The organism is Pseudomonas sp. LBUM1670 (assembly GCF_059695695.1).
In genome coordinates this window covers 4,989,494-5,011,987 of the sequence record NZ_CP166783.1, presented here as the reverse complement: position 1 = coordinate 5,011,987, position 22,494 = coordinate 4,989,494, and the positions used below count along the sequence as shown (strand labels likewise).

Sequence of the window (22,494 nt, the reverse complement as noted above, 5' to 3'; positions counted from 1 at the left end):
TCGGCCTCTCCAGGGGGCGTGCACCGCAAAAGCACTGCGAGGCGGCCTACCGGCCGGCCTGATTTTCAGGTGTACGCATTCCTCTGTAGGAGCGAAGCTCGCGATGGTCGTCAACGAAGACGCGTGCTGTCTGAATGAACGCGTTGTCTGGACGTCCTTCGCGAGCAAGCTTCGCTCCTACAGGGGTGGGTGTGATCTTTCGGCTTTGGCGGTGAGCTGCTCCCGGCAGTAATCCGCAAACAACTGCGCTGGTTTGGTGAGTTGCCCGCGCTTCAGCCACGCAGCCACCAGCCCTGAGCCGGTAACGTCTTCGACGATGTCCACGCACACCACTTTCTGGCCGTCGTAGGTGCATTCCGAGTGCGGGCGGGTGACCAGGATCGAGAAGCCGAACCCTTGGCCGACCATGCCCCGGACCATCTCGATCGACGGTGAGCTGAAGGCAATGTGTGGCGTAAGACCCAGCTCTTCGAACAGGCTGACGAAGTAGGTCCGGCTCGGTTGCACGTCCAGCAGGATCATCGGTTCCAGGCACAGATCACGCAGCGACACCTGTTTGAGCTGGGCAAAGCGATGATCTGCCGGCAGCAGCGCGTAAGGTCGCTGCGCCGGCATCAGTGGTTCGGTCTGGATGGTGGCGTCGAGGTCGTGTTCATAGAGGATCGCCAGGTCGAAAGTGCCCGAGGTCAGGCCCTGCACCAGTTCCTGCTGCTCGCCGTCGCGGATGCGGATTTTCACCCCCGGGTACAGCGCCGAGAACCCGGCAATCAATTGCGGCAGGTACAGCGGGGCGACGGTTTCGAAGCAGCCGATGTCGATTTGCCCGGCCACCACGTCGTTGTCAGCCAAAGCGTTCTGTTCGAACTCCTTGGCCATGCGCAACAGTTCCTGGGCCTTGCGGTAAAAGCGCGCACCGCTGGGGGTCAGGGACACGCCTTGGGCGTGATGACGGATCAGCAGTTGCACGCCGAAGCTGTCTTCCAGGCCTTTGATCGCCGTGGAGATCGCCGGTTGGGCGATGTACAGCTTGCGCGAGGCCTCGGCGACGCTGCCGCATTCGACGGTGGTGATGAAGTACTTCAATTGACGCAGGTTGTAGGCAGCCACGGCAAACCTCGGGGTGGATGGACTCGACATCCAGGCCATTTTTGCGCCGACTGCATCCGTTCTGACGACGGTGTTGTTGTGCCTGAACAATAACCACATACCGCGCGACCGTGGAGATGGGCTGCCCAGTTTTTTCATGGTCTGCGAAGACATTTTTACTATTTTTCCTCGACACGGGCCTGGGCCACCATCCAGACACAAGAAAAGCCCATGGAGCATCTGAACGTGTTCGAGCTTGCATACTGGCAAAAAAAAGCCGCTGCGCTGCAGTTCCCCGACCGGGCCCTGATCGACGGTAAACCCCGTTCGGCGCAGTCCGGGCAAACCTTCGCCGCGATCAACCCGGCCACCGGCCAGTGCTTGGCCAACGTGACCGCGTGCGGCGCTGAAGACGTCGACGTCGCGGTCAAAAATGCGCGGCAAGTGTTCGAGGCTGGCACCTGGGCGGCGCGTTCGCCGGGTGAGCGCAAGCAAGTGCTGCTGCGTCTGGCCGATCTGATCATGACCCACCGCGAAGAACTGGCACTGCTCGATTCGCTGAACATGGGCAAACCGGTGATGGACGCCTACAACATCGACGTGCCCGGCGCCGCCGGGGTGTTCCGCTGGTACGCCGAAAGCCTCGACAAACTCTACGACCAGATCGCGCCCAGTGCGCAGAACGTATTGGCGACCATCACTCGCGAAGCACTGGGCGTGATCGCCGCCGTGGTGCCGTGGAATTTTCCGCTGGACATGGCCGCGTGGAAACTCGCACCAGCGCTGGCGGCAGGCAATTCGGTGATCCTTAAACCCGCCGAGCAATCACCGTTTTCCGCCCTGCGCCTGGCCGAGCTGGCGCTGGAAGCCGGGCTGCCAGCAGGCGTGCTCAACGTGCTGCCGGGCCTCGGCGAACAAACCGGCAAGGCCCTCGGTTTGCACCCGGACGTCGATTGCCTGGTGTTCACCGGCTCCACCGAAGTCGGCAAATATTTCATGCAGTATTCCGCGCAATCGAACCTGAAACAGGTGTGGCTGGAGTGCGGCGGCAAGAGTGCCAACCTGGTGTTCGCCGATTGTCAGGATCTGGATCTCGCCGCCGAGAAAGCCGCGTTCGGGATCTTCTTCAATCAGGGCGAAGTCTGTTCGGCCAACTCGCGGTTGCTGGTGGAACGCTCGATTCATGATGAGTTCGTCCAGCGCCTCAAAGCGCAGGCCGAGCGCTGGTTGCCGGGCGATCCGTTGGACCCGTCGAGCAGTGCCGGGGCGATCGTCGACAGCCGCCAGACCGCGCGCATCATGAAGTTCATCCAAAACGCCGAACGTCAGGGCGCGACGCGGATATGCGGCGGCCGACAGTCGATCTTCAACGGTTCGGACAACTTCATTCAGCCGACGATTTTTACCGGCGTGAGCCCGGACATGCCGCTGTTTCGCGACGAAGTGTTCGGCCCGGTGCTGGCGGTCACGGCGTTCGATGACGAGGCACATGCCGTGCAACTGGCCAACGACAGCGTCTACGGTCTGGCCGCGTCGCTGTGGACCGATGACCTCAATCGCGCGCACCGCGTGGCGCGGCAATTGCGGGCGGGCACGGTGTCGGTGAACAGCGTCGATGCGCTCGATGTGACCGTGCCGTTCGGCGGCGGCAAGCAGTCCGGTTTTGGCCGTGATCTGTCGCTGCACTCATTCGATAAATACACCCAGTTGAAGACCACCTGGTTTCAGCTGCGCTCATAACAGCCGCTAACAACAAAACGGAGAACTGGCGATGACCACACCACGTGAAACCCGCGACTACCAGGCCGCCGACGCTGCGCACCACATCCACGCCTTCGTCGATCAGAAGGCGCTCAATGACGAAGGACCGCGGGTGATGGTCCGTGGCGAGCGTCTGCACCTGTGGGACAACGATGGTCGGCGGTACCTCGACGGCATGTCCGGGCTGTGGTGCACCAACCTCGGTTATGGCCGCAAGGATCTGGCCGCTGCGGCGACACAGCAGCTTGAGCAACTGCCGTACTACAACATGTTTTTCCACACCACTCACCCACAGGTGATCGAGCTGTCGGAGCTGCTGTTCAGTCTGTTGCCGGGGCACTACAGCCACGCGATCTACACCAACTCCGGGTCCGAGGCCAACGAGGTGCTGATCCGTACCGTGCGCCGTTACTGGACGATCCTCGGCAAGCCCGAGAAGAAAGTCATGATCGGTCGCTGGAACGGTTATCACGGTTCGACCCTGGCAGCGACGGCGCTCGGTGGCATGAAGTTCATGCACGAAATGGGCGGCATGCTGCCGGACATCGAGCACATCGACGAGCCGTATTTCTTCGCTCATGAAGGCAACCTCACCCCGGCTGAATTTGGCCTGCGAGCGGCGCAGCAACTCGAAGCGAAGATTCTCGAACTGGGCGCGGACAAGGTTGCCGGGTTCATCGCCGAACCGTTCCAGGGCGCGGGCGGGATGATCTTCCCGCCAGAAAGTTACTGGCCGGAGATTCAGCGGATCTGCCGCAAATACGACGTGCTGCTGTGTGCCGACGAAGTGATCGGCGGCTTCGGTCGCACCGGCGAATGGTTCGCCCATGAACACTTCGGTTTCGAGCCGGACACGCTGTCGATCGCCAAGGGTTTGACCTCCGGTTACATCCCCATGGGCGGGCTGATCCTGTCGAAGAAAATGGCGCAGGTATTGGTGGAGCAGGGCGGCGTGTTTGCCCACGGCCTGACCTATTCCGGGCACCCGGTGGCGGCAGCGGTGGCCATCGCCAACCTCAAGGCGTTGCGCGATGAGGGCGTGGTGGCGCGGGTCAAGGACGACATCGGGCCATACCTGCAACAGTGCTTGCGCGAGGTGTTCGGCAATCACCCGTTGGTGGGGGATATTCAGGGTGTCGGGATGGTCGCGGCGTTGCAGTTGGCCGAAGACAAAACCAGCCGCAAGCGCTTTGCCAACGAAAACGACATTGCCTGGCGCTGCCGCACGATTGGCTTTGAGGAAGGGGTGATCATTCGCTCGACGCTGGGGCGAATGATCATGGCGCCGGCGTTGATTGCCAGTCGGGAAGAGGTTGATGAGCTTGTCGGCAAAACCCTGAAAGCGATCGATCGTACCGCTCAGGAATACGGCCGGCTTTGATTTTTTAGCGCTCTTTCAGGCCTCTTCGCGAGCAAGCCCGCTCCCACACTTGATCGGTGTCGTACACAAATTTTGTGACCGACATAGATCCAATGTGGGAGCGGGCTTGCTCGCGAAGGCGATAGCCGACTCACCACAGCTTTCACCTTGTGCACCCCCCATGCACCCCCGCCAACCCCGCCCTTTTACAGCCCAAGCTACCCAGTTTTTTCATCACTCCCAACGACATATTTCCTGATTTTCCTGATCCCCACCTTGGTCCAACATCGACCTCGCCAGTCAGCCGAACGCTGCCCACAACAAGGTCCATCAGAGACCACAAGTGGCAGCGCTTCTCCAAGGCCACTGGCCGTACTGCCCATGACAAAACTAAATCAACAGCTTTGGGAGTGCTCCATGATCAAGTCCTTACTTACCCGCGTCGCTCATCCACTGGCGGTCACCGCCATCGCCGCCACGGTCGCCACCAGCGCCCAGGCCGGCACCCTCTCTATCGGCCACACCACGTGGGTCGGTTACGGCACGCTTTACCTCGCCCAGGATCTGGGCTACTTCAAGGAAAACGGTTTGACCGTCGAATTGCCCGTCGTCGAAGAAGCCTCGATGTACATGGCCGCGCAGGCCTCGGGCGAATTATCTGGCTCGGCCTCGACCATCGACGAAGTGCTCAAGTACCGCCCGCAATTCTGCTTCAAAGCCGTAGCTGCACTGGACGACAGCCATGGTGGCGACGGTGTTCTGGTGGGCAAGGACGTCAAGAGTCTGCAGGAGCTGAAAGGCAAAGCCGTGGCGGTGAACGAAGGTTCCACCTCGCAGTTCTGGCTGTCTTATCTGCTGAAAAAACACGGCATGACCATGAGCGACATCACCGTGCAAAACATGACGGCCGACGACGCCGCCACCGCGTTCATCGCCGGTCGCGTACCGGCCGCCGTGACCTGGGAACCGCACCTGTCGATGGTGCGCAACAAACAACAAGGCAAAGTATTGATCGACAGCAGCAGCACGCCGGGCGTCATTGTCGATGTGGTCGCGCTCAACTGCACCGTCATCGAGAAGCAACCGGAAGATGTCAAGGCATTGGTTGCCGGTCTGTACAAAGCGGTGCAGTACACCAAGGACCATCCGCAGGAGGCCTACAAAATCATGGCCAAAGGCGTCGGTGGTTACCTCGCCGATCCGAAGGAACTGGAAGCCGCCGCGCAAGGCGTGCGCTTCTACGATCAGGCCATGAGCGAAAAACTCCTGGGCTCGCCGGGCAAGCCGGGCGACAGCGAACCGCTGATCAAACTGGCCAATGAAACCGCCAGTGAACTGCAGGGCAAACCCTACAACGTCAGCAATGACGACCTGATCGACAACCGCTTCGTCACCCCGCTGTAGGAGGTTCGCATGTTCAAGCGCAATTCATGGCTGAGCCGCTGCATCACGCCCAAGACCGGCCTGCCGGGGTCGGTGATCTGGAGCGCCAGCGGTCTGGCCTGGGTGTTGTTGGTCGGCCTGTGGGCCGGGTTGTCGTACGGCGGCGTGGTGCCGGGCATGTTCCTGCCGACACCCGGCGCGGTGGTCGAGGCCGCCGTGCGCCTGAGCCGCGACGGCACGCTCGGCCAACATGTGTGGGCCAGTGTCGAAGTGGTGATGGTCGGTTTCATTGTGTCGTCGCTGGTGGCGGTGCCGCTGGGATTGCTGATGGGCAGCTTTCGCATCGTTCAGGCGTTCCTTGAACCGATGGTGAATTTCATTCGCTACCTGCCGGTGACCTCGTTCGTACCGCTGTTCATTCTGTGGATCGGCATCGGTCTGGAACAGCGGGTTTCGGTGATTATCTTCGGTGTGTTTTTCCAGCAACTGGTGATGATTGCGGACGTGTCCAAGGGCATCTCCAAAGACCTGATCAATGCTTCCTACACCTTGGGTTCAAACCGCCGCGACGCGGTGCTGCATGTGATCGCCCCGGCGTCGTTGCCGGGCGTGCTTGATACCTTGCGCGTGACCATGGGCTGGGCCTGGACTTACCTGGTGGTCGCCGAACTGGTCGCGGCTTCGAGCGGTTTGGGTTACTTGAGCCTTAAAGCCATGCGCGGCTTTCAGGTGGATGTGATTTTTCTGGCCATCGCGATCATCGGCCTGTTGGGCCTGGTCACCGATCAACTGTTCCGTTTCCTTCGTCTGAGGATTGCCGCATGGGCTCAGTAACCGCCGTCAACCCGCGTTTCGTCACCCCGATGGCCGCCCCGGCGCACGCCGCGCCACGCCTGCAAGTGGACAAGGTCAGCCTGCGTTACCAGAAGCCCGATGGCGGAATGTTCACCGCACTGGATCAGGTTTCATTCGAGGTTCCGGATCAGCAGTTCGCCGTGCTGGTCGGGCCGTCGGGCTGCGGCAAGTCGAGTTTGCTGTACCTCACCGCCGGCCTGAATGAACCCACGGAAGGCGAGATCTACGTCGGCGGCCAGCAAGTGCAGGGCCCCGGCGCGGATCGCGGCATGGTGTTCCAGAGCTACACGCTATTTCCGTGGCTGACCGTGCGGCAGAACGTCGAGTTCGGCCTCAAGCGTCGCGGCATGGCGGCGGCGCAGCGCAAGGAAATCGTCGATTACTACGTCAATGAAGTCGGCCTGACGGGGTTCGCCGACAACTACGCCAAGCAGCTGTCCGGCGGCATGATGCAGCGTGTGGCGATTGCGCGGGCGTTGGCCAACGACCCGCAAATCCTGCTGATGGACGAACCCTTCGGCGCACTCGACAGCCAGACGCGCCTGCAAATGCAGCAGCTGTTGTTGCGGGTCTGGGGCAACAGCAAGAAGACCGTGCTGTTCGTGACCCACGATATCGACGAGGCGATTCTGCTGGGTGACCGGGTTTACGTGATGGGCGCCAGACCTGGACGGATCAAGCAGATTCTGGACGTGCCGATCGAACGCCCACGGACCCTGGACATGGTCATGGAGCGCTCGTTTATCGAGATGAAACGCAATATTTTCGGGTTATTGCATGATGACTTGGAGGAGGTGCATTGACCTTGCACCGTCTATCCCTGTGGGAGCGGGCTTGCTCGCGAAGGCGATTGACCATTCAACATTGATGTTGACTGACACACCGCCTTCGCGAGCAAGCCCGCTCCCACAGGTTCTGCATCTTCAGTTGGCCGGTAAAAGAAACCGCGCAATCACCGGCAAATGATCGGAGATCCGCAAGGTATCGTCCTGCCTCACCATCGCCTCGACCCGCTTGATCCGCGGACTGTAAAACAGGTAGTCGACAGTCCGGTCCGGGCCGTTCAAGCCCGGATCATTCGGGTAATGCGTCAACCACCGCGCCCGATCGATTCCACTGGCTTCATTGTTGGTCGGGATCATCGGGTACTTGTCCCACAACAGGTGCAACGCACTATCGGCGGAGTAGGGCGTGCGTTGTTCGGTGGGCAGGCGTCGATACTGACCCAGCGGTAACAGGTTGAAGTCGCCACCGATCAGCCATGGCGTGCCCCGACTTTCGTATTTGTCGAGCACCTTGGCGACAGCGCTCACTTGGGCTTGCAACGTGTCGTCAGGCTGGAGGACGCGGTCCAGATGGGTGTTGAGCACCGCCATCTGACCGCCGTCGCTCAACGGCAGGTAAGTCACCAGCAGCGCGTTTCTCGGTTTGAACTGGCGGCTGATGAAGTTGGCTGGCGCGACCGGCAGTTGCAGGCGTTCGGCGTGTTCGATCTGGAAACGGCTGAGGGTCACCAGTTGCCGGCCGACGCTGCCGAAAATGTGTGGTTCCGGCACGAAATCAGCTTTCCAGTCGAAGGCGTGAGCGCTGCACGGATACCGGTCGGCGAGCCGTTCCTGAAGCAGTTTGAACTGGCTCAGGTAATCACTGGCCTTGGCGCCGTCATCAAGCTCCTGCAGCAGCACAACATCCGGTTGCTCGTCGCGAATCACCCGTGCTACTTCATCGAGGCTGAAAGCCATGTCTTCGGCGGTCGGGTTTTCGTCGTTGCCGGCCGCCAGGTCATTCCAGAACACATAGCGTTTACCCGCCAGGTACTGAACGTTCCAGGTCATCACTTTCAGCGCCTGACCGGGCACCAGTGTCGGTGCCTGAGCGTTGCAACTGACGGGCAGCGTTTCCCTGGCCTCGGGGCGCCAGGTCAGGCTGTAGATCAGCAAGGCAATCAGACCGGCAGCGATCAGCAGGCCTAGCAGGGTGTAGCGCAGTAGACGGGTCATGGCTCGGCTTATAGCGTTACAAAAGATGGCCCCGAGCATAACCGAGCGCCGCGCCGAAGCCCACGGTCAGAGCGGCCGGTCGATTTTCTCCGGTACCTCGCTGATCAGCATGAACAAACGGAACAGCACCACGCTGGTGAACAGCTGCAAAAAGCTCTGGGCGCTGTCGATCAGCAGGGAAATCATCGGGTTCTGCGGCTCCGGGTAAACCTGGAGGGTCAACCCCTTGAGCACCCACAACGGCCCCATCACACACAGAATGCACACCAGGATGCGCATGAAATGGCCGCGGGTCAGACGCAGGCTTTCCTTCATCGCCGCCAGTGGCGCCAGGCCGCGCAGTACCAGCAGGTACTCGCCGAACGCGAGGGTCACCATCAGCCAGATGCCCGGCAGGAAATACAGCGACAGACCGAGCAGAATCAGCACGGTATTGAGCGCGGTCAGCAGGGCGAAACGCGGCCACAGCCAGGCGGACCTCGCCAGCAGGTCACGGTTGCGCGGCGATTCGCCACGGCTGCGCGCATCGAGAAACAGGATCAGCGCGGCGGTGTACAGCGGATACACCAGCAAACCGACAATCACGCTGATGCCGGGAAAACTGTCAGGTGGGGTGGAATGGTCGACCACTTGTTGCAGCAGCGCTTCGAAGATCACCAACGGCAGGCACAGCCGCACGATCTGGCGCAGATTGCGCTTGAAGAAATACAAAGAGTCACGCAGTACATCGAACGGATTCATCAGTCGGTATCGCAGGTTCACATTTAGTAACTCACTGTAACCGATGATGTACCGCCTGAAGCAAACGTAAACGTTCGGTAAAGGTCATTGAAACAACTTGTTTCAGCCTCCATTAAGGTCGAGCACCTTATCCTCAGTGGAGAAGGACAACGATTTCCCCGGCAATCTACGAGGTCGCCATGAACAGCGAAGAACAAACCCTGATCGATGGACTGTTTTCCCGGCTGCAACAGGCCGAAACGGATTCAGCCCCGCGCGACGCCCAGGCCGAGGCGCGGATCAAGGAACACCTGACTCGCCAACCCGCGGCGGGCTACTTCATGACCCAGGCCATTCTGGTGCAAGAGGCAGCAATCAAAAGCCTCGACCAACAGAACAAGCAACTTACTCAGCAAATCCAGCAATTGCAGGCCGAACTGCAATCGGCCAAGGCACAGACGGCTGCTCCGGCACCGAGCGGCGGTGGCTTCTTGTCGAGTATTTTCGGCGGCAGTTCCCGTGAAACGCCTGCGCAAAGTGCGCCGCCCTCCAGTGGCGGTTGGCGTGAACCTGGGCGACAGTCGTTCAATTCGCCACCGCCCCAGCAAAATTTTGGTGCACCGCCACCGCAGCAGAACTACGTGCCGCAGCAGCCGGTCGGGGGCGGTTTTCTCGGTGGCGCGCTGAAAACCGCGGCCGGTGTGGCGGGTGGCGTGATGCTGGCACAGGGCATCAGCAGCCTGTTCCACGACAACCAGCAGCCGGAAGTGGTTGAAGTGATCAAGGAAGAGCCGGCTCAGGTCAACGATCAGGGCGGTGACAACGGTTGGGGCGACGATCAGCGTGTGGCTGACAACTCTGGTGATTACAGCGATGACAGTTCATCGTTCTTCGGCGGCGGCGGCGGCGGCGGCGACGACGACGATTCCTTCGTCTGATTCAACGTTACAGGTGTAACACCGAACCCGTGGCGAGGGAGCTTGCTCCCGCTGGGCTGCGCAGCAGTCCTTTTTTGGGGGCCGCTTCGCGACCCAGCGGGAGCAAGCTCCCTCGCCACAGGTTGCCATTCGTCCGAGGCTCCAAGAGGCTTCGGGCCGATTATTCGCGGAACAATCCTTCAGGCTGGCATACTGGGCAACTTTTCGGGCCCGGTGCCTGATTCAGCCTGTGCGCTTAAGCGCCGAGAGGATGTGCGGTGAAAAAAATTGCAGTGTTCGCCGATGTGCAAAACCTCTATTACACCGTGCGTCAGGCCTATGGTTGCCACTTCAACTACGCCGCGTTGTGGGCTGACATCAGCAAGCAGGGCGAGATCGTCGAGGCCTATGCCTACGCGATTGACCGTGGCGACAGCAAACAGCAGCAGTTCCAGCAGATCCTGCGCAATCTCGGGTTCACCGTGAAGCTCAAGCCCTATATCCAGCGCAGCGACGGCTCGGCCAAGGGCGACTGGGACGTGGGCATCACCCTCGACATCATGGACGCGGCAGACCACGTCGACGAAGTGGTGCTGGCCTCCGGTGACGGCGATTTCGACATGCTGCTGGAACGCATCATCGCCAAGCACGGTGTGCAAGCGGTGGCCTACGGCGTGCCGGGCCTGACGGCCAACTCGCTGATCCGCGCCGCCAGCCGCTACGTGCCGATCGAAGGCGCGTTGCTGCTCAAGAATTGATTTTTACGGAGTTGAAACAGGTTTGGAACGCATAGCAGTCATCGACTTTGAAACCACCGGGATCTCCCCGAGCAGTAGCTGCCGGGCCACGGAAATTGCCGTGGTGATCCTTGAACAGGGGCGCATCGTTGAGCGTTACCAGAGCCTGATGAACGCCGGCGTACGCGTCCCGGCCTTCATCGAACAACTCACCGGCATCAGCAACGCCATGCTGCGCACCGCGCCGTCGGCCGAACAGGTGATGAACGAAGTCAACGAATTCGTCGGCACCACGCCGCTGCTGGCGCACAACGCCGCGTTCGACCAGAAGTTCTGGGACTTTGAACTGGGGCGGATCAAACGCACTCGGTTGCAGAACTTTGCCTGCTCGCTGTTACTCGCCAGACGATTGATGCCCGCTGCGCCGAATCACAAACTCGGTACGCTCACTACTTTCGCCAAACTGCCTCATACCGGCCAGGCTCACCGGGCCATGGCCGATGCCGAAATGGCCGCCAATCTCACGGCACACCTCGCGCAGGAACTTCGGCAGAAGCACGGGTTGCGCGAGCTGTCCCATGATTTGCTGGTCAGCCTGCAGAAAGTGCCAGCGGCAAAGATCAATGAACACCTGAAGCGCCATCGCGGGTTCTGACAGACACCCCGCAAATCCCCTGTGGGAGCGGGCTTGCTCGCGAAAGCGGTGTGTCATTCAACATTGATGTCGACTGACACACCGCTTTCGCGAGCAAGCCCGCTCCCACAGTTGTTCACCTGCAACTTTAGATCGGCTTACCTTCCAGCTGCCCCAGTGGCACGCGCTTTTCGATCGCGCTCGACAACACAATCGACGTCTTGCTGAACCCGAACGTGGCAATCCGGTTAATCAACTCTTCCAGCTCCGGCATCGAGCCCACCGCCGCCTGCATGATCACGCACGGATCACCCGTCACCCGGTGGCATTCGGTCAGTTGCGGGATTTTGATCAGGTCGTCGTAGGCTTTCTGATTGCCATGCTGATTCAGGCGCAGTTCGATCACGCACTGAATCGGCAGCCCTAGCTTGGCCATGTCGACTTTCGCCTGATAACCGGTAATCACCCCGCTGGCCTCAAGTTTGGCCACTCGCTCGGCCACGGCCGGGGCGGACAGGTTGACCTTGCGCGCGAGGTCGGCGTAGGACGCACGACCGTTTTCCAGCAGGGCGCTGAGGAGCATGCGGTCGTATTTGTCCATGGGCGGATTCCTGAAAAAAGACTGACTTTCGAAAACACGGTTTATAGCGCTGATCTCCGTGATTTGAAAAGTGTACCGGCGCGATAAACAGGTTTTGTAACTTATTTTCCGCCGTTGGCCTTTCTAGAATAGCTGTTCATTTGTCCTTGCCTGCGAGCTGCCCCCATGCCTGGCCTGCGCCGTTTTCCCTTGCCGTTGATCGCTGCCTTTTTCGCCTTGTACGTGATTTGGGGCTCGACTTACCTGGTGATTCGTATCGGCGTGGAGTATTGGCCGCCCTTGCTGCTCGCCGGTATTCGCTTCGTCATCGCCGGGACCTTGATGTATGGGTTCCTGCGCTGGCGCGGGGCGCCGGCGCCGACCTGGGCGCAGTGGAAAGCGGCGGGGATCATCGGGATTTTGCTGCTGGCGTGCGGTAACGGCGGGGTGAGTGTGGCGGAGCACATGGGCGTCGCTTCTGGCGTCGCTGCGCTGGCGGTGGCGACGGTGCCGCTGTTTACCTTGCTCTGTGGATATTTCTGGGGCGCGCGTAATACCCGTCTCGAATGGGCCGGGATTGTGCTCGGGCTGATCGGCATCGCCATGCTCAACCTCGGTTCCAACCTGCAATCGAGCCCGCTGGGCGCGCTGTTGCTGATATTCGCGGCGGCGGCCTGGGCGTTCGGTTCGGTGTGGAGCAAGCATTTGCCGCTGCCTCAGGGGGCGATGGCCAGTGCCGTGGAAATGCTGGTGGGTGGCGTGGTGCTGCTGATTGGCAGTGCCTTGAGCGGTGAGCACCTGGAAGCCATGCCGCCGATTGAAGGGTGGGCGGCGCTGGCCTATCTGACCTTCTTCGGTTCGATCATCGCCTTCAACGCCTACATGTACCTGTTGAAAAACGTACGTCCGGCGGCGGCCACCAGTTATGCCTACGTCAACCCGGCAGTGGCGGTGTTGTTGGGGATCGTGTTCGTTGGCGAAACGATTGGTATCGAAGAAGCGTTGGCTATGTTGGTGATCATCAGTGCTGTGGTGTTGATCGGTTTGCCGCAGTGGCGGCGGGCGCCGGTTCGACCTGCTGCCGTGGTGCAGACAGAATCGAGCGTGAATTAGGGTAAACTGCGCGCCATTGCACACTCGTTTTGCACAACCGCGCTGAATTTTCCTACGGTAATCCCATGACTTTCGCCACCCTTGGCCTGATCGAACCCTTGCTGCGCTCTCTCGAGACGCTCGGCTACCAGACCCCTACGCCGGTTCAGGCGCAAGCCATTCCGGCGGTGCTGGCCGGTCGTGACCTGATGGCCGCCGCCCAGACCGGCACCGGCAAGACCGCCGGTTTCGCGCTGCCGCTGCTGCAATTGCTGGCCATGGAAGGGCCGAAAGTCACCGCCAACTCGGTGCGCGCGCTGATCCTGGTGCCGACCCGCGAACTGGCCGAACAGGTTCACGAAGCCGTGCGTCAGTACGCCGAGAACCTGCCGTTGAGCACTTATGCGGTGTACGGCGGCGTCAGCATCAACCCGCAAATGATGAAGCTGCGCAAAGGCGTCGACCTGCTGGTGGCGACGCCGGGCCGCTTGCTCGACCTGTTCCGCCAGAACGCGCTGAAGTTCAACCAGCTGCAAACCCTGGTGCTGGACGAAGCCGATCGCATGCTCGACCTGGGCTTTTCCGAGGAGCTGGGGAACATTTACCGGGTACTGCCGAAGAAACGTCAGACGCTGCTGTTCTCCGCGACCTTCTCCGATGCGATTCGCCTGCTGGCCGGGCAAATGCTCAACGATCCGCTGAGCATCGAAGTCAGCCCGCGCAACGTTGCCGCCAACACCGTTAAACAGTGGGTGGTGACGGTGGACAAGAAGCGCAAGCCGGAGCTGTTCATCCATCTGCTGCGCAAAGGCAAGTGGAAGCAGGTGCTGGTGTTCGCCAAGACCCGCAACGGCGTGGACGCGCTGGTGGAAAAACTCCAGGGCCTGGGCATCAATGCCGACGGCATCCACGGCGACAAACCGCAAGCCACCCGTCAGCGCGCGCTGGACCGTTTCAAGGCCAGCGAAGTGCAGATCCTTGTCGCTACCGACGTCGCGGCCCGTGGTCTGGATATCGAAGATTTGCCGTTGGTGGTGAATTTCGACCTGCCGATCGTGGCAGAGGACTACATCCACCGGATCGGTCGTACCGGCCGTGCGGGTGCCACTGGGCAGGCTATTTCGCTGGTGTGCGCGGATGAAGTGAATTTGCTGTCGGCCATTGAGACGTTGACGCGTCAGACGTTGCCTCGGCAGATGGAACATGACTTTGAACCAGAGCACCGGGTGCCGGATACCGATGCCAGCGGTCAGGTGGTGAAGAAGCCGAAAAAACCGAAGAAGCCGAAGACGTCCAGTGGCGGTAAGCGCAATTTGGGTAAATGGGTTGAGAGCGGGGATGCTTCGGCGCCGGAGCCTTCGATCAAGCCTGTGCGCAAAGTGCCGGTGTTTAACACTGGGCCGCGTAAGCGTAAGCCTTGATTAGCTGCGGCGTCTGTTAAGCCGCCTTCGCGAGCAAGCCCGCTCCCACACTGGATCTGTGTCGGTCGCAAATCCTCTGTGGGAGCGGGCTTGCTCGCGAAGGGCGCGCCTCGGTCTCAATCCTTGTGCTTCAACCACTCCACCATTCCCAACCCCGCCGCTCGCCCACTGGCGAAACACGCGGTCAGCAAATAGCCCCCCGTCGGCGCTTCCCAATCCAGCATTTCCCCCGCGCAGAACACACCAGGCAGTTGCTTGAGCATCAAACGTTCATCCATCGACTCGAACATCACGCCACCGGCGCTGCTGATGGCTTCGTCCAGTGGACGGGTTTTAACCAAGGGCAGTGGCAGCGCCTTGATCGCGTTGGCCAGCAACGCCGGATCGGCGAAGCATTCTGCCGGCGTCAGTTCGCGCAGCAGCGCCGCTTTCACGCCGTCTATCCCGAGCTGACTGTGCAGATGTTTGGACATTGAGCGCGAACCACGGGGTTTGCTCAGCGCGGCCGCAACTTTATCCACAGGCCGGCCCGGCAACAGATCGAGGTGAATGGTCGCCGAGCCATGTTGATTGATTGCTTCGCGGATTGGAGCTGACAGCGCATAAATCAAACTGCCTTCAATCCCGGTCGCCGTAATCACACATTCCCCTAGCCGTGGCACGTCGTCATTCAGACCGATGGCGATGTTTTTCAGCGGCGCGCCAGCGAATTTGCTGACCATCAACTCGCTCCAGGCCTGCACCTCAAAGCCGCAATTACTCGGTTGCAGCGGTGCCAGTCCTACGCCGCGCTGCTCGAGTGGCAACATCCATGCGCCATCCGAACCGAGACGTGACCAACTGCCGCCGCCGAGGGCCAGCAGGGTTGCGTCGGGCTGGAGGGTTTTTTCGCCATCAGGACTTTCGACGCGCAATCCACCTTTGTCATCCCAACCAAGCCAACGGTGCCGGGTGTGGATAACTACGCCGGCATCCCGCAACCGTTTGAGCCAGGCGCGCAACAGCGGCGCGGCTTTCATGTCGGTCGGAAACACCCGGCCGGAGCTGCCGACAAAGGTTTCGATACCCAGATCATGAATCCACTGGCACAACGCATCAGCGCCAAAGGAACGCAGCAGCGGCGCAATCTGCGGTGCGCGCTCGGCGTAGCGTGAGAGAAATGCCGGGTAGGCTTCGGAATGGGTGATGTTCATGCCGCCGACACCGGCCAGCAGGAATTTTCGCCCCACTGACGGCATGCCGTCGTACAGATCGACCTTGATTCCGGCCTGGCTCAGCACTTCGGCGGCCATCAGGCCGGCGGGGCCGCCGCCGATGATGGCGACTTGAGGAGGGAGGGCGGCGGAAGATTGGGTCATGGAATGCGCTGCGGTTCGGCGGAATAAGCCGGGCATTCTACCGCACAGATCAGGGTGGGAGCGGGCTTGCTCGCGAAAGCGTTGGGCCAGTCGACATCTATGTTGAGTGTTAAATCGCTTTCGCGAGCAAGCCCGCTCCCACAGGGTGTTGTTGGTGTGTTCAAGAGCTGATCAAAAAACAACCACCCCTTTGCAGGCTATATGCAACATGCCCTGCAGGCCCTTTCACTCAGGTTATCCACAGGCAGTTCCACAGGCATTGTGGGTAAAGACTCACACCTCAATGACAACCTGATGACGTCCACACCCGCTGCGCGCTGTGATGGAGGATTCCATGACGTCGCGCCAAGGCCTTACGGTCCTTGCTGTAGCCGCCGCCAATCACCCCGACCACCGGAATATCCCGCCCGAGGCAGTGGCGCATTACGCTTTCATCACGAGCGGCCACGCCTTCATCTGTCAGCTTCAGATAACCGAGCGCGTCATCCTTATGCACATCGACACCGGCGTCGTACAACACCAGGTCCGGTTGATAGAGCGGCAGTAAATAATTCAGCGCGTCGTCCACCACTTTCAGGTAATCGGCATCGCCCATGCCTTTGGGCAACGGGATGTCCCAGTCACTTTCGGCCTTGCGTGCAGGAAAGTTCTTCTCGCAGTGCAGGGAAACGGTCACCGCGTCCGGGGTGTTGTGCAGGATCCGTGCAGTCCCGTCGCCCTGATGCACGTCGCAATCGAAGATCAGTACCCGATTCACACGACCGCTTTCCAGCAGGTAATGGCTGATCACCGCCAGGTCATTGAAGATGCAGAACCCCGCCGGGTAGTCGTAATGCGCATGGTGCGTGCCGCCAGCCAGGTGGCAGGCTAATCCATGTTCCAGCGCCTGTTCCGCCGCCAGCAGGGAACCGCCGACCGCGCGCACCGTGCGCCGGGCCAGCGCTTCGCTCCACGGCAGGCCGAGGCGGCGTTGGTCTTCGCGGGACAGCTCGCCGCTCATGTAGCGTTCGATATAAGCAGCGTCATGCGCGAGGGCGAGAATCTCCGGTGGGCAGAGTTCCGGGCGCAGCAGGTCGGCGTCCCGGGTCAGCCCGCTGTCCACCAGGTGATCGTGCAGCAGGCGAAACTTGTCCATCGGGAAGCGGTGATCCGCCGGGAACTCGGGGCTGTAGTCTTCGTGGTAGATCAGCGGCAGCGACATGGCGGGCCTTTATTACTGTAGGAGCGAGCTTGCTCGCGATGGTCGTGAACGATAATGCGAAAACCCAGATGCTCCGTCGCGACCTTGAGTTTTTCGTCGGAACGCCGCCCGGAGCAAGCTCGCTCCTACAATATGAAATGCGGTGTAAACCTGGTTCAGGATTAGACAGCGTCAAGCAGGAATGAGTGAACGATCCTACCAGCGATGTAGACTCGCAGCATGGAAACGGAGGGGCACGATGGAGCCGATACTGGAACTCGAGAGCGCGCGACTGCTGTTGCGACAGTGGCGGGATGAGGATTTGCCGGCGTTTGCGGCGATGTGCTCCGATCCGCAAGTGATGCGCTATTTTCCGGCGCCCCTGAGTCGGCTGGACAGCGCTTCGCTGATCGGGCGTGTTCGCGGGCATTTTGCCGAGCATGGTTTCGGCTTGTGGGCGTTGGAGCGCAAGGACACGGGTGCCTTCATCGGTTTTACCGGGTTGGGCGTGGTCGGTTTCGATGCGCCGTTTACTCCGGCCATCGAAATCGGTTGGCGTCTGGCCCGGGAACACTGGGGCCTGGGGTACGCCAGTGAGGCGGCGTGGACCGCTCTGCGCTGCGGGTTTGACCGGCTGGCGCTGAAAGAAGTCGTGTCCTTTACCACTGAAACCAACATGCCTTCGCAGAAAGTCATGCAGGCGATCGGCATGCAGCATGATTCAGCCGCTGATTTCGAGCACCCGACGCTCGCGGCCGATCATCCCCTGCGTCACCATGTGTTGTACCGCATCACCCGTGAACAATGGCTGCAAACCTTGCATGGATAAGACGGCCCGGACGTTTACAATGGCGCCAATGATGGCCCTGGCCGAAAACTGAACCGACCGCCGCAGCCAAGACTGCGCGGCATTGCGTTGTGTGAGGAGAGTCTGAATGAGCCAAGTGTTGGATGATCTGGTCGATTTGCTGACCCTGGAACCGATCGAAGAAAACCTGTTCCGTGGCCGTAGTCAGGACCTCGGTTTTCGTCAGTTGTTCGGTGGCCAGGTACTGGGTCAGTCCCTGTCGGCAGCCAGTCAGACGGTCGAAGAAGCGCGGCATGTGCATTCGATGCACGGTTATTTCCTGCGTCCGGGCGATGCCGGGTTGCCGGTGGTTTATCAGGTTGACCGGGTGCGCGACGGCGGCAGTTTCAGCACGCGCCGGGTGACGGCGATCCAGAAGGGCAACCCGATTTTCACCTGCAGCGCCTCGTTCCAGTACGACGAAGAAGGCTTCCAGCACCAGACCGAAATGCCGGTTGTGGTCGGCCCGGAAAACCTGCCGTCGGAGTTGGAGCTGACGCAGCAGCGCGCGCACCTGATTCCCGAACACATGCGAGAAAAACTGCTGTGCCCGAAACCGATCGAATTCCGACCGGTCACCGAGAAAGATCCCTACAACCCGCAGCCCTCCGATCCGATCAAATACGTCTGGTTTCGCGCCGACGGTGCCTTGGCCGATACCCCGGCGTTGCATAAGTACCTTCTGGCCTACGCCTCGGATTTCGGTCTGCTGACCACGTCGATGCTGCCTCACGGCAAATCGGTCTGGCAGAAAGACATGCAGGTCGCCAGCCTCGATCACGCGCTGTGGTTCCACGCGGACCTGCGGGCCGATGATTGGTTGTTGTACGCGATGGACAGCCCATGGGCCGGCAATTCCCGTGGGTTCAGCCGTGGCAGCGTGTTCAATCGCGCCGGGCAACTGGTGGCATCGGTCACTCAGGAAGGCCTGATCCGTCATCGCAAGGATTGGGCATGAGCCTGGCCGAGGTGCGGAACTGGGTGTTCGATATGGATGGCACCCTGACGGTGGCCGTGCATGATTTCGCGGCGATTCGCGTGGCATTGGCGATCCCGGCCGAAGACGACATTCTGACCCACCTCGCGGCGCTGCCGGCTGATGAAGCCGCGGCCAAACACGCGTGGCTACTGGAGCATGAACGGGATCTGGCGCTGGGTTCGAAACCGGCGCCGGGCGCGGTGGAGCTGGTGCGTGAGTTGGCCGGGCGTGGTTATCGGCTGGGCATTCTGACGCGCAACGCTCGGGAGTTGGCGCATGTGACACTGGAGGCCATCGGCCTGGCGGACTGCTTCGCGGTGGAGGATGTGCTGGGGCGTGATGAAGCGCCGCCCAAGCCGCATCCCGGTGGTTTGTTGAAACTGGCCGAGGCCTGGAAGGTGCCGGCGAGCGAGATGGTGATGGTCGGTGATTACCGGTTTGATCTGGATTGCGGTCGGGCGGCGGGAACGCGAACGGTGTTGGTCAATCTGCCGGATAATCCTTGGCCGGAATTGACCGATTGGCATGCGGCGGATTGTGTTGAGCTAAGGCAGATGCTTTCGGCTTGAGGGATTGGTTGTCTGACTAGACGCATTCGCGAGCAAGCCCGCTCCCACATTCGACCGCATTCTTGCTGGAAGAACTCGATCGAATGTGGGAGCGGGCTTGCTCGCGAAGGGGCACTGACAGGCACTACAAGGCTCACTGCCCGAACAACGCCTTCTGCCCCTCCGGCGACATAAACATCCCATCCCCGTTATGCCCGACCCCGGGCACTTCGATCAGTTGCTGATTCAACCCTTGCGGATGGCTGCGCTTTAAAAAATCAAAATAATGACGCCCGCGAATCAATCGATAAGCGCCCTGGGCTTTCGCTTCACAGCTTTTATCCAGCGCCGGATGATTCGGGTCGATGTCCTGCTGCCCCAGTAGATAAACGATGTCACGCTGAACGTAATTGTCCTCCAGCTGCGCGGGCGTTTGTCCTTCGGCATAAGCAGGCAAATCTGTCAGACCGTACTTCCAGCGATTGAAATTTGGGCAACCGGCGTGACTGAAAGCCACCGGCCGCCGCTCATCGAAATACGCGTATGAAGACGGGTTGGCGATGACATAACGCACGTGCACGCCGGCGGCCTTGAGCTCTGGTTGATCGTGACTCAACAGCGCATAACGCTGAACCACCTGAGCACCGCCAGAGTGTCCCGCGATGACGACGTCCTTCACATCCGGAAACTGTCGGCGATCGCCGAGCCGGGCGATGATCTGGTCGAGTGCCGCGTAGGAACTCAGAGCAAACGGAGCGGTGGATAAACCGCCGGCCATCCAGTCATTGCCCTGCCAACGCAACACGGTGTCGGCCACTGGATGGAGTGCCACGTCGGTTTCATTGAGAAATTGCGGAGCAATCACCAGCGTGTTCGCGCTTTTCCCGGCCTGCTCCGATGCACGCTCGGCGCTCTGGCGGTAAGTTTCAGCATTGCGCAACCGTCCATGGATGATGATCAGCACGCGTTCGATTTTCGCTGGCGCCGGGCTGATGCCCACGGCCATCTCACCTTCTTTCAACAACAGCCGTCCGGGGCTGATCTCCTTGACCCCAGGCTCGGCAGCCTGGGTACTTGCACAGGTGAACAACAGAACCAACAGCCACTTTTTCATTTATAGGGTTTTCGCCGCAAAGGTATCGCACTGGCCCACCTGGCCCTGCGCAAATCCGGTTTTGAACCAGCGCACCCTTTGCGCCGACGTACCATGGGTAAACGAGTCCGGCACCACGCGACCCTGACCTTGCTGTTGCAAGCGGTCATCGCCGATGGCGTTGGCGGCATTCAAGGCTTCTTCAATATCGCCAGGTTCCAGCCAGTTCAGGCGCTGCTGCGCGTTGTTGGCCCAGACACCGGCCAGGCAATCCGCTTGCAGTTCCTGGCGCACCAGCAAACCACCGTCACCTTCCATTTGCTGGCCTTGCTGGCGGGCGGTCTGAATTTTCGCCGAGACACCAAGCAACGTCTGAACATGGTGTCCGACTTCGTGAGCGATCACGTAGGCCTGAGCGAAGTCACCCGCGGCGGCAAAGCGTTGTGACATTTCCTGGAAGAAACTCGTGTCCAGATAGACTTTTTGGTCCGCCGGGCAATAGAACGGACCGGTTGCCGAAGTTGCCAGGCCGCAGGCCGAATTCACCCGGTTGCTGAACAGCACCAGGGTCGGGTTCTTGTACTGCCGACCGGCCTGCTGAAAAATCTGGCCCCAGGTGTCTTCGGTGTCACCGAGGATCGAGCGTACGAACTCCGCTCCTTCATCATTGGCCGGTGGTGCCTTGCGGGTTTGCGTTGGGGCCGGTGCCGATTGCTCGGTCATCTGCCCGGTCAGCTCGCCGAGGATCTGCATCGGGTCCTGGCCGGTGAGCCAGCCGATCCCGACAATCAGAATGATCGCCGTCAGGCTCAGGCCCTTGCCGCCACCGAAGCGCATCCCGCCGCCGCCACCATCACCACGGGCATCGACCACGTTGTCACTGCGTCGGCCTTTTTTCCAAAGCATGTGGGAATCCTCTGATTGTCCGTGGGGATGAGTGTTGCTGGTGAGTGAGAGCGGCGCCAGTCCGGTCGTCCGTCTTTCGCTCGCTGGCCGGTAGCCTTGCAGGCTGTAGGAACATGGATAACCCATCGAATTCCCTCAGGAGACGGGTTTTTATCAAACAGTCGAATGTCTGCGTCTCTCGAGCTTCGGGTTCCAGATTTCGCATTCCTCGGTTCGTCTTCTAGAATCAGGGCAAATCGAATTCGGAACCTCTCATGGCCGGCAGTCAGATCGAACGTGTCTTCAATGTGCTCGAAAGCCTCACCCGTGATCCTCGCGGTTTGCCAATGCAGATGCTCGCGGAGCAGCTGGACATCCCTAAAAGCGCAACCCACCGTTTGCTCGCGGAGCTGATTCGGCTGGGTTATGTGCGGCAGAATCCGGAGAACCAGCGGTATCACTTGTCAACCAAACTGGTAGCGATGGGTTTTCGTTACCTGGCGGGTAGCGGTGCCGATATCGTTCAGCCAGTGCTGGATCGTCTGGCCCGGGAAACCGGGGAACTGGTGCGCCTTGGTGTCATCGAAGGTGAGCGGCAGATCTGGATCGCCAAATCCCAGGGCGCCCGTTCGGGGTTGCGTTACGACCCGGACATGGGCCGCGACGCACCGCTGTTTTATACGGCATCGGGCCATGCATGGCTGGCGTGCATGAGCGACGCCGAGGCATTGTCGCTAGTGGAGCGACAGGCTGGCGACCGGCCGAAAGATTTGGGGCCGAACGCACCACGCTCCAACATTGAGTTACTGGAACGGCTGCGGCTGGCGCGGGAGCAAGGTTACGCCTGGGTCGAGGAAAGTTCGGCGGTGGGCACGTCAGCGATTGCGGCAGTGGTACGGCACCCCACCGATGGGCGAGTGATTGGCGTACTGAGCATTGCCGGTCCAAGCGCACGGATGCCGGGGGCGCGACTTCATGAGTTGGCTCCGCTGTTGCTGCAATTTACCGAGGAGTTGTCTGCCGCTAGCCTGGCGTCCGAGTTCTTTAATTAACGACCA

The 22,494-nt window shown here is 60.5% G+C and carries 22 protein-coding genes; 14 read left to right on the top strand and 8 right to left on the bottom strand.

Annotation, left to right across the window (positions count from 1 at the left end; translation table 11 throughout):
* Positions 1 to 177: 177 nt before the first annotated feature.
* Positions 178 to 1,107, bottom strand: coding sequence for a LysR substrate-binding domain-containing protein (locus ACA073_RS22895; RefSeq protein WP_497404204.1), 930 nt, complete (start codon positions 1,105 to 1,107; stop codon positions 178 to 180).
* Between the two features lie 225 nt (positions 1,108 to 1,332).
* Here ACA073_RS22895 and ACA073_RS22890 point away from each other — a divergent pair, with 225 nt between their 5' ends.
* The 5 genes from ACA073_RS22890 (at position 1,333) to ACA073_RS22870 (ending at position 7,248) form a co-directional block, all read left to right on the top strand.
* Positions 1,333 to 2,826, top strand: a complete 1,494-nt coding sequence (locus ACA073_RS22890; RefSeq protein ID WP_497399692.1) for an aldehyde dehydrogenase — start codon at positions 1,333 to 1,335, stop codon at positions 2,824 to 2,826.
* Positions 2,827 to 2,857: 31 nt separating this feature from the next.
* Positions 2,858 to 4,228, top strand: coding sequence for an aspartate aminotransferase family protein (locus tag ACA073_RS22885; RefSeq protein WP_497399690.1), 1,371 nt, complete (start codon positions 2,858 to 2,860; stop codon positions 4,226 to 4,228).
* A gap of 396 nt (positions 4,229 to 4,624) precedes the next feature.
* Positions 4,625 to 5,611 carry an ABC transporter substrate-binding protein gene (locus ACA073_RS22880; RefSeq protein ID WP_497399688.1) on the top strand — a complete coding sequence of 329 codons (987 nt, stop codon included), beginning with the start codon at positions 4,625 to 4,627 and terminating at the stop codon, positions 5,609 to 5,611.
* 9 nt (positions 5,612 to 5,620) lie between these two features.
* Positions 5,621 to 6,424, top strand: coding sequence for an ABC transporter permease (locus tag ACA073_RS22875; RefSeq protein WP_497399686.1), 804 nt, complete (start codon positions 5,621 to 5,623; stop codon positions 6,422 to 6,424).
* Positions 6,412 to 7,248: an ABC transporter ATP-binding protein gene (locus tag ACA073_RS22870; RefSeq protein WP_497399684.1), complete on the top strand. Its 837-nt coding sequence runs from the start codon at positions 6,412 to 6,414 to the stop codon at positions 7,246 to 7,248. The genes ACA073_RS22875 and ACA073_RS22870 overlap by 13 nt, the downstream gene beginning before the upstream one ends.
* 120 nt (positions 7,249 to 7,368) lie before the next feature.
* On the opposite strand, the gene ACA073_RS22865 is transcribed toward ACA073_RS22870, so the two are convergent.
* Together ACA073_RS22865 and ACA073_RS22860 are read right to left on the bottom strand one after the other, a co-directional pair.
* Positions 7,369 to 8,445, bottom strand: coding sequence for an endonuclease/exonuclease/phosphatase family protein (locus tag ACA073_RS22865; RefSeq protein WP_497399682.1), 1,077 nt, complete (start codon positions 8,443 to 8,445; stop codon positions 7,369 to 7,371).
* 66 nt (positions 8,446 to 8,511) lie between these two features.
* Positions 8,512 to 9,186 carry a DUF7847 domain-containing protein gene (locus ACA073_RS22860; RefSeq protein WP_497404202.1) on the bottom strand — a complete coding sequence of 225 codons (675 nt, stop codon included), beginning with the start codon at positions 9,184 to 9,186 and terminating at the stop codon, positions 8,512 to 8,514.
* Positions 9,187 to 9,365: 179 nt separating this feature from the next.
* Between ACA073_RS22860 and ACA073_RS22855 the strand changes: the two genes are divergently transcribed.
* The 3 genes from ACA073_RS22855 (at position 9,366) to ACA073_RS22845 (ending at position 11,474) form a co-directional block, all read left to right on the top strand.
* Positions 9,366 to 10,103 carry a DUF2076 domain-containing protein gene (locus ACA073_RS22855; protein WP_497399680.1) on the top strand — a complete coding sequence of 246 codons (738 nt, stop codon included), beginning with the start codon at positions 9,366 to 9,368 and terminating at the stop codon, positions 10,101 to 10,103.
* A 257-nt stretch (positions 10,104 to 10,360) separates the two neighbouring features.
* Complete coding sequence (locus ACA073_RS22850) at positions 10,361 to 10,840, top strand: LabA-like NYN domain-containing protein (protein ID WP_064675757.1); 480 nt, start codon at positions 10,361 to 10,363, stop codon at positions 10,838 to 10,840.
* Between the two features lie 22 nt (positions 10,841 to 10,862).
* The gene (locus tag ACA073_RS22845; RefSeq protein WP_214378980.1) at positions 10,863 to 11,474 is read left to right on the top strand and encodes a 3'-5' exonuclease; all 612 of its coding nucleotides are present in this window, start codon (positions 10,863 to 10,865) and stop codon (positions 11,472 to 11,474) included.
* Between the two features lie 127 nt (positions 11,475 to 11,601).
* Here the strand turns inward: ACA073_RS22845 and ACA073_RS22840 are convergent, their stop codons facing one another.
* Positions 11,602 to 12,054 (bottom strand): Lrp/AsnC family transcriptional regulator, encoded by a 453-nt coding sequence (locus ACA073_RS22840; protein ID WP_497399678.1) that lies wholly within the window; start codon positions 12,052 to 12,054, stop codon positions 11,602 to 11,604.
* Positions 12,055 to 12,219: 165 nt separating this feature from the next.
* On the opposite strand from ACA073_RS22840, the gene yedA reads away from it, so the two are divergent.
* Together yedA and rhlE1 are read left to right on the top strand one after the other, a co-directional pair.
* Positions 12,220 to 13,146, top strand: coding sequence for a drug/metabolite exporter YedA (gene yedA, locus ACA073_RS22835; RefSeq protein WP_497399676.1), 927 nt, complete (start codon positions 12,220 to 12,222; stop codon positions 13,144 to 13,146).
* Positions 13,147 to 13,211: 65 nt separating this feature from the next.
* The gene (gene rhlE1, locus ACA073_RS22830) at positions 13,212 to 14,546 is read left to right on the top strand and encodes an RNA helicase RhlE1 (protein ID WP_008031738.1); all 1,335 of its coding nucleotides are present in this window, start codon (positions 13,212 to 13,214) and stop codon (positions 14,544 to 14,546) included.
* 116 nt (positions 14,547 to 14,662) lie between these two features.
* Here the strand turns inward: rhlE1 and ACA073_RS22825 are convergent, their stop codons facing one another.
* Positions 14,663 to 15,904, bottom strand: coding sequence for a TIGR03862 family flavoprotein (locus tag ACA073_RS22825; protein ID WP_497399674.1), 1,242 nt, complete (start codon positions 15,902 to 15,904; stop codon positions 14,663 to 14,665).
* 280 nt (positions 15,905 to 16,184) lie between these two features.
* Positions 16,185 to 17,105, bottom strand: a complete 921-nt coding sequence (locus ACA073_RS22820) for a histone deacetylase family protein (protein ID WP_497399672.1) — start codon at positions 17,103 to 17,105, stop codon at positions 16,185 to 16,187.
* 238 nt (positions 17,106 to 17,343) lie between these two features.
* Here ACA073_RS22820 and ACA073_RS22815 point away from each other — a divergent pair, with 238 nt between their 5' ends.
* The 3 genes from ACA073_RS22815 to ACA073_RS22805 all read left to right on the top strand — a co-directional run bounded on the left by ACA073_RS22815 (position 17,344) and on the right by ACA073_RS22805 (position 19,479).
* The gene (locus ACA073_RS22815; protein WP_497399670.1) at positions 17,344 to 17,913 is read left to right on the top strand and encodes a GNAT family N-acetyltransferase; all 570 of its coding nucleotides are present in this window, start codon (positions 17,344 to 17,346) and stop codon (positions 17,911 to 17,913) included.
* 106 nt (positions 17,914 to 18,019) lie between these two features.
* Complete coding sequence (tesB, locus tag ACA073_RS22810) at positions 18,020 to 18,889, top strand: acyl-CoA thioesterase II (RefSeq protein WP_497399668.1); 870 nt, start codon at positions 18,020 to 18,022, stop codon at positions 18,887 to 18,889.
* On the top strand, positions 18,886 to 19,479 hold the full coding sequence (locus tag ACA073_RS22805; protein WP_497399666.1) for an HAD family hydrolase: 594 nt from the start codon (positions 18,886 to 18,888) through the stop codon (positions 19,477 to 19,479). The genes tesB and ACA073_RS22805 overlap by 4 nt, the downstream gene beginning before the upstream one ends.
* 133 nt (positions 19,480 to 19,612) lie before the next feature.
* Here the strand turns inward: ACA073_RS22805 and ACA073_RS22800 are convergent, their stop codons facing one another.
* Together ACA073_RS22800 and ypfJ are read right to left on the bottom strand one after the other, a co-directional pair.
* Entirely contained in the window at positions 19,613 to 20,572 is a 960-nt protein-coding gene (locus tag ACA073_RS22800; RefSeq protein WP_497399664.1) for an alpha/beta hydrolase, read from the bottom strand.
* A complete protein-coding gene (gene ypfJ, locus ACA073_RS22795; protein ID WP_497399662.1) occupies positions 20,573 to 21,457 on the bottom strand; it encodes a KPN_02809 family neutral zinc metallopeptidase in 885 nt (294 codons plus the stop codon).
* Positions 21,458 to 21,711: 254 nt separating this feature from the next.
* Here ypfJ and ACA073_RS22790 point away from each other — a divergent pair, with 254 nt between their 5' ends.
* Complete coding sequence (locus tag ACA073_RS22790; protein WP_497399660.1) at positions 21,712 to 22,488, top strand: IclR family transcriptional regulator; 777 nt, start codon at positions 21,712 to 21,714, stop codon at positions 22,486 to 22,488.
* Positions 22,489 to 22,494: the final 6 nt, after the last annotated feature.